8 protein-coding genes are annotated in these 11482 nt (G+C 57.7%); 4 read left to right on the top strand and 4 right to left on the bottom strand.

Going from position 1 to position 11482, the window contains the following annotated elements:
• Window positions 1-14: 14 nt before the first annotated feature.
• The 3 genes from KTAU_RS19625 to KTAU_RS19615 all read right to left on the bottom strand — a co-directional run bounded on the left by KTAU_RS19625 (window position 15) and on the right by KTAU_RS19615 (window position 3649).
• Window positions 15-1154 carry a pentapeptide repeat-containing protein gene (locus KTAU_RS19625; RefSeq protein ID WP_151729963.1) on the bottom strand — a complete coding sequence of 380 codons (1140 nt, stop codon included), beginning with the start codon at window positions 1152-1154 and terminating at the stop codon, window positions 15-17.
• A 5-nt stretch (window positions 1155-1159) separates the two neighbouring features.
• Complete coding sequence (locus tag KTAU_RS19620; protein ID WP_151729962.1) at window positions 1160-1795, bottom strand: DUF4388 domain-containing protein; 636 nt, start codon at window positions 1793-1795, stop codon at window positions 1160-1162.
• 261 nt (window positions 1796-2056) lie between these two features.
• Window positions 2057-3649: a sodium:solute symporter family protein gene (locus tag KTAU_RS19615; protein WP_371875123.1), complete on the bottom strand. Its 1593-nt coding sequence runs from the start codon at window positions 3647-3649 to the stop codon at window positions 2057-2059.
• A 420-nt stretch (window positions 3650-4069) separates the two neighbouring features.
• Here KTAU_RS19615 and KTAU_RS19610 point away from each other — a divergent pair, with 420 nt between their 5' ends.
• Window positions 4070-4276 (top strand): DUF3311 domain-containing protein, encoded by a 207-nt coding sequence (locus KTAU_RS19610; protein WP_151729961.1) that lies wholly within the window; start codon window positions 4070-4072, stop codon window positions 4274-4276.
• Between the two features lie 590 nt (window positions 4277-4866).
• Window positions 4867-7080 carry a S9 family peptidase gene (locus KTAU_RS19605; RefSeq protein ID WP_151729960.1) on the top strand — a complete coding sequence of 738 codons (2214 nt, stop codon included), beginning with the start codon at window positions 4867-4869 and terminating at the stop codon, window positions 7078-7080.
• A 158-nt stretch (window positions 7081-7238) separates the two neighbouring features.
• Here KTAU_RS19605 and KTAU_RS19600 read toward each other — a convergent pair whose 3' ends face one another.
• On the bottom strand, window positions 7239-7640 hold the full coding sequence (locus KTAU_RS19600) for a hypothetical protein (protein ID WP_151729959.1): 402 nt from the start codon (window positions 7638-7640) through the stop codon (window positions 7239-7241).
• A 419-nt stretch (window positions 7641-8059) separates the two neighbouring features.
• Here KTAU_RS19600 and KTAU_RS19595 point away from each other — a divergent pair, with 419 nt between their 5' ends.
• Together KTAU_RS19595 and KTAU_RS19590 are read left to right on the top strand one after the other, a co-directional pair.
• The gene (locus KTAU_RS19595) at window positions 8060-9568 is read left to right on the top strand and encodes an APC family permease (RefSeq protein ID WP_151729958.1); all 1509 of its coding nucleotides are present in this window, start codon (window positions 8060-8062) and stop codon (window positions 9566-9568) included.
• 149 nt (window positions 9569-9717) lie between these two features.
• Window positions 9718-11283 carry an APC family permease gene (locus KTAU_RS19590; protein WP_151729957.1) on the top strand — a complete coding sequence of 522 codons (1566 nt, stop codon included), beginning with the start codon at window positions 9718-9720 and terminating at the stop codon, window positions 11281-11283.
• Window positions 11284-11482 lie beyond the last annotated feature (199 nt).

The following is an 11482-nucleotide window of genomic DNA, read 5'->3' as shown; positions in this document are numbered from 1 at the left end:
CTCAAGGTCTCCATTCATAGAGGTCGACGCACCACGTTGGAGCCGATCCCCAGACGCCAGCCGGTATAGGGATCGATCACAATCTCCTCCAGCGCGCTGCGATCAAGGCCATTGAACTGCTCGGGCTCCGCCTGGATCTGTTGCAAATCGGCTCGCACAAAGAGACTATTGGTCAGCACCGCCGCAGTCAGACGCGCCTGCTGCAAATTGGCGCCGCGACAATCGGTAGCGTACAGATAGGCCTCGGAGAGGTCGGCGCCTTTGAGCAGTGCCTCTACCAATGAGGCCCGGCTGAGATCACAGCCACTTAGATCAGCACGCGAGAGATTGGCCCTGGCGCAGTCGACCTTGCTCAGATCGGCCCTCCTGAGCACCGCCTGGAACAGATAAGCGCGATTCAGGCTTGCCCCTCGGAGATTGGCCTCATGGAGGGCCGCATCAACCAGATTGGCGCCATAGAGCGAGGCCCCACAGGCATAGACCCCGTTCAGGTTGGCCTTGCTCAGGACGGCCAGATTGAGACGCGCCCCACTGAGATTAGCTCCACTCAGGTTAGCCTCGCGCAGATGAGCGCCAACCAGATTGGCCCCACTCAGATCAGCACGACTCAGATCGGCCTCGTCCAGAATTGCGCCGCTCAGATCGGCCCCACTCAGATCGGCCCCAGAGAGATTGGCACGGCTCAGATTGGCCAGACTCAGGCGAGCCTGGCTTAAATCACAGCGCCGCAGATCGACCCCAATGAGGCCAGCCTCAACCAGCATCGCCCCGTGGAGATCGGCCCCCCGTAGATCCACTCCTCCCAGATCCGTCGAGCGCAGGTCAGCCTCACGCAGCGAGGCCCCCAGGAGATTGGCCCCAATCAGATTGACCCCGATCAGAAAGGCCTTACTCAGGTTGGCTCGACTGAGATTGGCATGACTGAGATCAGCTTTACGTAGATAGGCCCCGCAGAGATAGGCCCCGCTTAAATTGGCCTCCGAGAGATTGGCCCCGCGCAGATTGCCGCCACTGAGATCTACCTTCTGCAAATCAAGCCGACTCAGATCGGCCCCATCAAGCATAGGAACGCGCTCCTGCCGGTAGGCCTGGACGATCTCCACCAGGGCCTCTTCTCGTCCGAGTCCCCCTAACTGCGGCTCAACCTCAAGCATACAACCTACAATCCTTTCCTCTGAATGATGCCACGTTGTTCCAGATCGCTCAGTAGCTGGCTCACCACCTGCGGCTCCTTGCCCATCAGCTGAGCCAGATCGAGCACCCGGCGCCGGCCATCAATCAGCAAAAAGAGCTGGCGATGAGCGCGCGAGAGATGATACTGCTCGATCAGAAGCAGAGCTTGCTGGAAGGGCAGTACAGGATAAGGCACCGCGTGGTAGGAAGCATCAGAAGAACGAGCACCCCGCAGCCCCGGCCCGCTCGCAGCCACCCCCGGCTGGGAGTCACGAGCCGCGACAGATGGCGGCCCTGACGAGGCCGCTGGCGTCGCTGGACGCGGCGGCTGTGTAATACCAGCAGCCAGCCAGGCCAGTAACTGCTTTGTTGCCTCATCAAGTACCACGGGAGTAAAACTATAGCGACACCTCCCCCAGGTACTCAGCCAATTGAGCGCGGCATGATCTTTGCGGCGACCAGCACTGGCCTGGGTGACCTGACCTTTCACAAAGGTGATCACTCCTTCCTCGAAGAGGTCGCCAGTTCCTCGCCAGGCCGTGAGTGTGCCGCTGCCACGCGCGAGCTGGATCAGCTGAATAATCGTGACCAGGTGATCCGTCACGCCTTCCTGCTCTGACATAAGCCTGCTCCCCAGAGAAACCAGCCATAACCGTCACACCCCAGATCAAGACATCCTTGCCAAAGGACGTACGAGCCTGGATAGCGCCCTCGTAGCAGAACCAGACCATCCGGAAGAGAAGAAAAGGAAAGCGATGCCTGTGTCCAAGCGGCTCCCTTCTGCCGACGTTCTGCCGACGCAAGATGCTCCTTTTCTGACCTGGCGTCTGCCTTCCTTGAGTTGCTTCCTCGCTCGTCTCCGAGCCAGCTAGTAAAACGGGCGCTAGCGGTTGGCCATACGCTCGTCCTCTAGAGGGAACGCCCCGACAGGAGCAGTTTGACGGAGCTGGCGCGCCTGCTGCAGGAGCCGTTCCTCTGAGAAACCGGTCACTGGGCGGATCGCATAATCAGCCGGACTAGTGTTATCCTGCCCACGCGGCAAACCGAGCAGGTCAAAGAGGGGCGTCAGAGCACAACACAGGACCAGATTCAGCACAAGCCCGGCGAAGGCAGCGTAGACATGGAACGAGAGGCCGCCCAGCGTCAGCGGATAGACTGTGCTAAAGTTTTGCGTGAGGACCATCCAGGTGCTAAGGATCATCCCCCCAGCCCAACCACAGATGAGAGCCAGATGATGGAACCAGCGTGTATAGAGGCCCAGGAGCACCGCAGGCAGGATCTGAATGATCCAGGCGTTGGCGAAAAGCTGCAGATTGATGGCGAAATCTGTCGGGAAGAAGAGGATAAACAGCAAAGCTCCAAACTTAATGACCAGGGAGGCTGTCTTGGCTACTGCCGATTCCTCACGCTCTGTACAGTTAGGATGGAAATATTCGCGATAAATGTTGCGGGTAAAGAGATTGGCTGCTGCAATCGACATGACTCCAGCGGGAACCAAGGCCCCAATGGAGATGGCTGCAAAGGCGAAACCGGCCAGCCACGGCGGCAACATGCTGGCGAAAAGCGCTGGCAGGGCACTATTGGTCTTGTAGAGAGGGGATGGCTTGATACCGGCAGCAATGGCCATAAAGCCAAATAAGCCAATGAGCGACTGCAGAAAGGTGTAGGCCAGCAGAAACGGCAGGGTCCGCTTCAACGTACGGCGGCTATTGGCACTTAACATTGCAGTAAAGGCGTGTGGATAGAGAAAGAGCGCCATCGCCGAGCCAAGAACGAGCGTCGAAAAGGTGCTGTACTGTGTAGGAGAAAGGGTCAGTTTATCGGCAGGGACAGACGCGAAGATGTGTGACAAGCCACCCAGGCGGAGAGAGATGATTACAAAGCTGACTATGGCCACCAGCCAGATAGAGAGATCTTTAAAGATAGCGATGAGGGCCGGCCCCCGCAAACCGCTGACATAGGTGTAGAGAGCCAGAATAAGGAAGGCGATGAAGAGGGCCAGCTCGACATTGATCCCCATCTGAGCAATGCAGACCTGGATACCGTAGATCTGAATGGCGATATAGGGCATGGTGGCCATGATGCCGGTGACCGCCACGACCAGCGCCAGCGCACTGCTACCGAAACGCTCACGTACAAAGTCGGCCTGGGTAACGTAGCCACGATGGCGCGCAATAACCCAGAAGCGGGGTATCATGATCAGCGCAAAGACAAAGGCCAGGGTCAGATAAGGCGAGGCAAAAAAGCCCTGCGCGCCTTCGGCATAAACCAGGGCCGGCACCGCCATGAACGTGTAGGCAGTGTAGAGATCGCCCCCAATGAGGAACCAGGACACCACCGGCCCAAAGCGCCTGCCTGCCAGTGCCCACTCCTGGAGCCTGTTCAGATCGCCAGGCCGCCAACGCGAGGCCAATAGGCCCATGATGGTCATTACGATGAAAACGCCTACGAAGACCGCCAGCATTCCCCATTGAATCATATGTCTCTTCTCCTATGGCACGACTCTTTCAGGAAAACACCACATCACAGCGCTGTGCATGCCAAATGAGCCTGACCCGCTCCTATTGTTTTCCTGCGTGAAGAGCCACTCAACTGTAGTGCTTCATTTCCTTAACTGTATCTTGTGTACCTTGCATCCAGGTAATTCAGTCTGTTCCATCCTCTCTCTACCTGGTTCGTTTTTATCATGTTGTATGCTCTTCGATAAGTGTCAGTATAGCACTACATCAAAGTACAGCGCGGGACCATAGCCTTTTTTTCCTAATTCTGACAAGATAAAGTCACGCGAGCCTCTCTCGTGAGCCTATACTAAACCTGAGTAGTCTAGCCTCGGGAAAAGAGCAGTCCCTGTTCCCACAAGGCAAGACGATTATGATCAGGAGAGAGTGAGACGACGATGCTACCCGAAGAATCGCTTCCAAGGCGAGGGCGCCTCTGGCCCTTTGCGCTTTTGCTTATTCCTTTCCTCACGACCGTCTGCCCGGTTCTCTATAACCAGGTAGAGCCAACGCTGTTCGGGGTGCCTTTCTTCTATTGGTTCCAGATGCTCTGGATTATTGTCACGGCCGCCATCGTGGGCCTCGTAGTGCTGCTGACCGAGTAACTGCCAGGAGAGAGGGTCTTCCTTTTAGCAGCGGGTCGCTCGCTTCCTCTACCACCCCTCGCTTCGATGCGGGTAGTAGCTGGGGGTGTGCGCCTTCAGCGGCTCCCCTGGTTAGGGGATCTTCCGTATCTGGCTTGCTCGCCTACCTCCTCGACCACTATTCTCGTCGAGTTTCTATCCTCAGCGGCGACTTCGCTTGCAAGCCGCTGATCTTACCGGCAGCGCCTGTACCTTTCTGAGCGTCGCAATCGGCGCTTGCGTGGTAGTCCTCAATGTGGTATCACTTTCCTATGACACGGCTTGACAGTCTGCCAATAGTAAGTCTCGATCATTGTCGACGACCAAGAGCGCCTTGTTCTCCTACTGCCTTCGGATCAGGTAATCACTACTTTTCCTTTTCTGCATGCCAGTATTTGATACGCCACCCCTCTCTTCAGGTAAATGCCCCCTTCTCCTGCGCTTATCGAGGGCTAAATGGCCATCATCTGCTCGATGGCAGGCAGGACTATTTTCACGCTGCTAGCCGCCTTTTTTCTACTGTTCAGTAGTATGAAGATGATGTTTCTCTTGAACACGTACTGGAGCGAGCAATGTTAGAAGAGCAAGATGAAAACAAAACAGAGCCGCGCCTGGTGCCAGCACAGGTCACCGCGTCCTCCGAAGCTCCCGATCAGGCAGAGCCAGACCAGGAGCAAGCCAGGAGCACGGTCATGCAACCGGAGGTCTCAGACACAGCAACCATCCAGGGCCAGAGTGCTGTGTCCGTTGAGGCCGCTACGGCAGCTGGAACTGGGGTTCCAGCTGCCGTTCCAGCGCCTATGAGGCTGACCTCTGTGACGGTAGAGGAGCTGCTAGATCTGCAGATTGCTTCGGACCCCCAGCTCTCTCCCGATCGCTCCCTGATTGCTTTCACCCTCCAGCGGAACGATCGTAGTACTCAGAGTAGTAAAAGCGCCATCTGGCTGGTTCCGAGCCGTAAAGAGGCCGCCGGTGGTGCGCGCCAGCTAACCGTCGGCGACTACCAGGATTTTGCACCTCGCTGGTCGCCACAAGGTGACTACCTGGCCTTCTTGAGCACTCGCCACGGCGGCCAGCCCCAGCTCTTTCTACTCTCGCTTCATGGAGGGGAGGCACGCCAGTTGACCCATCTGCCCAACGGAGTCAGCGAGTATAGCTGGCGCCCCGATGGTCAGGCCCTGCTTGTACATAGTCCCTGGAAACCAGCTGATGATCAGCGGACCGGCCCAGAGGAGGAGGAGCCGGCACTCGTCTACACACGGCTCGACGAGCAGTGGGACGGGATAGGGCACTGGCATGGGCGCCGGGTGCAGCTCTGGCTTGTTCCCCTGGAGGGAGAAGTGGTACGCCTGACCGCTGAGCCGGTGCACCTGGTGCAGTCATGTTGGTCACCCGATGGTAGCGAAGTCGCTTTCTGTGCCAATCGCCGCCCACAGCCCGACCTCAGTACCAGCATGGCCCTCTGGGTCCTGACGCTGGCCACAGGACAGCTCCGGCGTCTGACTCCCGAGGAAGGGCTGGCTCAGATGCCTTCCTGGTCGCCCGACGGTCGCTATCTCGCCTACTATTACGCCCCCGATCAGACCGAGACCTGCAATATCACCCCCTGGATCGTAGCTGCCGACGGTAGCGAGGCACCGCGCCCCGTCTTTCCGGAGCAGGTCGACTACACGTGCCAGGTCACCATTACTGATGAACTCCGTCCCACCAACGAGTGGCTCACCCGCCCGCAGTGGTATCCCGACAGCCGACAGCTCCTGGTGACAATCCACGAGCGTGGCCAGGCTCACCTTTACCGTGCCGATCACGAGACGCAGCAGCTAACGCCTTTGACCAGTGGTCCCGGGCGCTACCTGAGCCCTCATCTGGCAGATGATGGGTCGCTGATCGCTGTCGTGCGGGCTGACTGGTTCACACCAGGCGATATCTGGTCCTTACGAGGCGATGGTACGCAGCTGCAGCGTCTGACAGGCGTCAATGAGCGCTTTCTGCGCAGCCATCAGCTGATTCGCCCGCGACGCCTGACCTGGCAGGCTGCTGATGGACTGACGATCGAGGGCTGGCTCTATCTGCCGCCGCTGGCCGCTGGTCAGCAGGCCCCGCTGATTCTGGCCGTCCACGGTGGCCCAAGCTGCGCCTGGGGCGACGCCTACGTCCACGAGTTCCAGGTACTGGCTGGCCAGGGCTTTGCCGTTTTGGCCGCCAATCCACGTGGCAGCGACGGGTATGGCGAGGCTTTTCGCCGTCGCATCCTCAACGATTGGGGAGGTGAGGATCTGGGCGATTTGCTGGCTGGTCTGGATTATGTGATCAGCACCGCTCCTATCGATGAGAAGCGCCTGGGTATCACTGGCCTGAGCTACGGTGGCTATATGACTGCCTGGGCTATTACTCAGACGACACGCTTTAAGGCCGCGGTCAGCCGCAACCCGGTGACCTACTTACCTCTCTGCCGTTTGCTTTCGGATCAAGCCCTCTGGTTTGACCTGGCTATGGGCGGCGCTGGAGAAGAGCGCCTCCTTGAACGCTCACCATTGGCTTTCATAGACCGCATCACGACGCCTCTGCTGCTCCTGCACGCCGGCGATGACCTGCGCTGTCCCTTCAGCGAATCGCTGCAGCTGTTCAGCGCCCTGCGCAAACGTCGCCAGATTGTCGAGCTGGTGCGCTATCCGGGAACCAGCCATACGATGGATTGGCCAACGGTTGGCACACCAGCTCAGCGCTGTGATCGATTGCGCCGTACGTTGGAGTGGTTTCAGCGCTTCCTGCTGCAGGAAGGATAGATTGCAGATCATTAATGCTTGCAAGGAGACAAAGACCCGGCCTCTCTCAGAGGAGGTCCGGCGGTACGAGGGGGAGCCAGGCTTCTCTTCCCCCTCGCCCGCCTGGAGATCTGTCCAGCAGCATCTTGGATGAGCGTCGCCCAAGGGCATCAGGTAGGCTAACGACCCGGCAAGAAGATAAGGACCATACAGACAAGAGCTGCGAGAGCCAGGAGCAGGCAGTAGATCCCCCCCAGTAGACGCGAGAGAGTCTGAGAGCTTGGGCTCCAGCTTAGGCTCCGCCAGGCCGTGGCCCCAGTCACGAGGATAATGCCTAGCAGGAGAAGAAAGGCCAGCACACGGCCCTCGACGTTCTCAACAGTACTGCCGGTCAGCAGAACCAGCGGCGTCGCGACCGCCGAGAAAAGGAGAATACCCGCGACGATATCAAGGGCCGCCATGCCCAGAAAGCCGGCCTCATCGAAACGATAGTAGCGCAAGCGCGCTGTGGCCCTGACAAGGGTCACCAATGCAGCAATATATACGAGCAGACTGAGCAGGATAAACAGAAAGATAGACATACCTCGCGTTAGAACAGAAACTTCCTTGGCGGATTACTCTTCTCTATCAGTGCTTCCGTGCCCTATGAAACTGAAACTAAGTTCACTAGAGTAGACGCGTGAGCAACGCTCTGGGTTTCTAGTGGCCCCTTTTTTTCTCTAGATACTTGCTGGCTGGTAGCCCAGCAATGCCGCTCTGATTCCTAAGAATCACAGCTGCTCACAGGCCCGGAGTTGCCCGCCTAGCAAGGAGGAGCCTCCTAGCTTCCTGTAGTTCTGAACTTTACCATCTCTATGCAATCTATCTTGAGTGAATGGGATAAGATACCCTAAAGCATTGACATTTTAGTATAAAAAGGTAGACTTTTATTAAAAGCTCTGCCTTAGGCTCTCCCTGCCAGGAGGCAACGACAAAAGAAAGAAAGAAAGAAAGGGACCTTATGGAAGTGGAGAGTTCTGCTGCCCAGCTAGCAACACATCCACCATCAGGAAGCGCACTACCTTCCGAGCACTACGTGGAACGGGTGATGCCTCCTGTCCTCAGCAAGTTGGACATGACAGCTATCTTCTTTGCAGCCATCTTCTACTTAACGAACAGTGCCACAGCGGCTGCCGCTGGCGTAGTTTCCCTCCTCTACTGGCTGATCTGCGGAGTAGCCTTCTTTCTTCCCTGTGTCTTGAGCACGGCGCAGCTGGGCCTGTTGTTTCCCCACGAGGGCGCTCTCTACAACTGGACCTATCGTACTCTGGGAACCTTCTGGGGTTTCTTTGCTGCCTTCTGTGCCTGGCTTCCAGGCATTCTAGCCCTCGTCAGCGGCTTCGGCACAGCCATTACTTATCTCCAAGGTTTGCACGATGGTTGGCTGACCGCCCCCTGGCAACAGGGAGTGGTGCTAGCCATTCTTATTCTCCTGAGCACTGTCCTGACTGTGCAGCCACTGCGCGTGTTACAAGGAGTGCTGAATGTCACAGTAGGCTTGCTTCTGCTGGCAGTGCTCCTGATCACTGTGGCAACTTTCGCCTGGCTCTTCACCGGTCACGCACCAGCCACCAGCTTCAGTCATCTGGACGACTGGCAACCAGGACCAGCCAACTTTGTGCTCTTCGGCTTTCTCATCCAATCTTACCTGGGCACTGAGGTCCCTCTGGCGATGGCCAGTGAAATCCGCCCTGAGCAGCGCAGGCAAGTGATTCGCTCCCATCTGCGCTGGGGCAGCCTGCTCGTTTTTGCCAGCTACCTTGTGACCACCTTTGCCGTGCTTGTGGTTCGTGGCCCACAGGGAGCCTCTGATCCTGTTGTCTTTATCAGCCTGGTTGATCAGGCACTGGGACGAATCGCAGGCAACGTGACGGCAGTCTGCCTGCTCTGCTTCTTCGTAATCGCCCCGTTGATTTACAATTACACCTTTGCGCGTTTGTTGCTGGTCGCAGCCATCGATGGGCACCTGCCGACAAGCCTGGCCAAGCTGAATCGCGTACGCGCTCCAGCCAACGCCATTTACTTCCAGTCGGCAGTGGCTCTGGTTTTTACCGCCCTTAGCTATTTCGCCCTTCCCTACCTTTTCCCCATTGGTCAGCCTGCCGACTTGTCGACGATCATTTTCACGGTCTCCCTGGCCGCGCTCACGCTGGTCTGGCTCACTTCGATCCCTTTTCTCTTTATCGACGTTCTCGTGGCTGCACGGCGTCAGCCAGCGCTCTTCCAGAAGTACCGGATTCTCCCTTTACCTGTGTTCTGGGTGCTTGCCCTGTTGGGAACCCTCTCCTGCCTGCTGGCAAGTGTGGATACGTTGCTGAATTCCTGGATTCCTGATCTGCTGACTCCCACGGCCTGGTGGCTGGCAGTCGGCGGCACAACACTCGCCTGTCTTACCCTGGGATTGCTGGGCAGTATGGTGGCCCGCAGTGAAGCCAGCTGGGAGCGCTGGCGGGGGCAGGCCGGTTTGTAATCCATGAAAGAGAAGGAAGACAGGCTGCTCATGGGGAAGCAAGTGCCCATCCCATAGTGAGCGGACAGCTTGCCCTCCCTGCTTTCCTTGACTATCTGTCCAGGTTCGGCTGATGATACCGTACAAGATCAATCTTAAGGAGGCTTGCGATGTTAGAGCAGCAACCGCTCATGTTGAGCGAGGCAGCCCAGAAAGAGAAGCGTAAGCTGCGCAAGGAGCTGTCGCTCTTCTTCATGGTCTGTTTTACCTTGACAGCCATGATCAATATCGATACGCTGGGGGCCGTCTCTTCCCAGGGAGGCCAGGTGTTCCCCTGGTTGCTGATTACAGCTCTTACGTTTCTGATTCCATATGGCCTGCTGACGGCCGAGCTGGGCAGCACCTTCCCGGAGGAGGGTGGCATCTACGTCTGGTGCAAGCTGGCCGGCGGGCGCTTCTTTGCAGCCATTGCTTCGATCTTCTATTGGGTGTCTAATCCACTCTGGGTCGGCGGGACCCTGGCTGTGACCACTATCGCCGCTTTGAAGACGTTCTGGTTCGGGAACAGCGATGTGCTCTTCGGTGGAAGTAAAGTTAGCGATGCAATCGTTGAGATATTGATCGCTCTGATCTTTATCTGGTTCACGACCTGGAGCGCAATCGTCTCTCTGCGCATCGGGAAGTGGTTCTCGACGATCGGGATTATTTTGAAGCTCTCCCTGCTGGGGCTGTTTGTGATTCTGGCTTTGGCTTTCTTCTTCGGGGGTAAGGCAAGCGGCGCTCACTTGAGCTGGGGGGACCTGCTGCCGACCACGAATCTGGGGCTCATTTTCAGTAGCATTATTCCGGTGCTGGTCTTCAATTGGGCCGGCTTTGAGCTGCAGAACGGAGCGGGAGAGGAGATGTTTGAGCCTCAGCGCGATGTCCCTCGCTCACTGCTACGCGCCGGTGTGATCGGGGTGTTGGCCTATGCGATCCCGATTCTGGTGATTCTGTTAGCGCTGCCGAAAAATCAGCTCTCCAACGTTGGGGGCTTCCTCGATGCCTACCAGGCGGTGGCGAGTGTTTTGCCCACTCCAGTGGCGACGGCCCTCGGCTGGTTGATCGCCCTGGCTCTGATTCTGACTTTGGCCAGCGCCGGCGGTACCTGGCTGATGGGGGCCGATCGCACCTATGCGGTGACGGCTCTCGACGGGGCCGCCCCGCTGATTCTGGGACGCTTCAGCGCTCGCTTCGGTACCCCACTGGCCACGAACTTGCTTTCGGGTACGGTGGCAACAGTGGCGATGGTGGCAGCGATTCTGGTGACTGCTTTCGGCTCCGGCGAGCTGTCAACACTGTTCTCACTGGTACTGGGCTTCACAATTTCGACAACGGCTCTCTCCTATGCGTTTATCTTCATCTCCTACATTGTCTTGCGTTACAAGTATCCAGAGGTGGAGCGCCCTTATCGGGTGCCCGGGGGCATGGTCGGTCCCTGGATCGTAACTCTGCTGGCTCTGGCGTCAGTGCTGCTGACAGCCTATTTTACATTGGTCCCTACGGACGAAACGGTCAGCGGCTACCAGATCAGTCGCTTGACCTATGAGTTGACTCAGCTGCTGCCGATCGCGATTGTCTTGGTGGTGGCTGTTATCTTCTATCTGTGGGGACGCTTTGAGCAGCAGCGCTCGACTCTTGGGAGTGTCTCCGGCGAACTAGTGACCGACGAGGCCGCTCCCAGTGCCAACCAATAGCTAACGCGGCAGAGGACAGGCTCCGACCCCGCTTTGTTAGACAGAGGAAAGGGAGCGGTCGCCAGCAGCCGCCCTGTCAGTGCGGGCTGCTCCCTGGCCGCTCTCCTCTCTTCTGATCTGAAAGTGGCTACACTGTGCCGCCTGGCTAAGGCCATGAGCCGGCTTTCAGGTGGCATCTGGCAGACGTTCCGCGCCTTCG

It is taken from the genome of Thermogemmatispora aurantia (assembly GCF_008974285.1).
Classification (GTDB): domain Bacteria; phylum Chloroflexota; class Ktedonobacteria; order Ktedonobacterales; family Ktedonobacteraceae; genus Thermogemmatispora; species Thermogemmatispora aurantia.
The sequence above is the reverse complement of the archived record's forward strand: the minus strand, read 5'-3'. Positions and strand labels throughout refer to the sequence as shown.

What these genes read in the sequence shown, in the direction of transcription:
- KTAU_RS19610 (WP_151729961.1), top strand. Translation starts at nt 4,070, where the DNA reads ATGCTACCCGAAGAATCGCTTCCAAGGCGAGGGCGCCTCTGGCCCTTT.
- KTAU_RS19625 (WP_151729963.1), bottom strand. Translation starts at nt 1,154, where the DNA reads ATGCTTGAGGTTGAGCCGCAGTTAGGGGGACTCGGACGAGAAGAGGCC.
- KTAU_RS19590 (WP_151729957.1), top strand. Translation starts at nt 9,718, where the DNA reads ATGTTAGAGCAGCAACCGCTCATGTTGAGCGAGGCAGCCCAGAAAGAG.
- KTAU_RS19595 (WP_151729958.1), top strand. Translation starts at nt 8,060, where the DNA reads ATGGAAGTGGAGAGTTCTGCTGCCCAGCTAGCAACACATCCACCATCA.
- KTAU_RS19600 (WP_151729959.1), bottom strand. Translation starts at nt 7,640, where the DNA reads ATGTCTATCTTTCTGTTTATCCTGCTCAGTCTGCTCGTATATATTGCT.
- KTAU_RS19605 (WP_151729960.1), top strand. Translation starts at nt 4,867, where the DNA reads ATGTTAGAAGAGCAAGATGAAAACAAAACAGAGCCGCGCCTGGTGCCA.
- KTAU_RS19620 (WP_151729962.1), bottom strand. Translation starts at nt 1,795, where the DNA reads ATGTCAGAGCAGGAAGGCGTGACGGATCACCTGGTCACGATTATTCAG.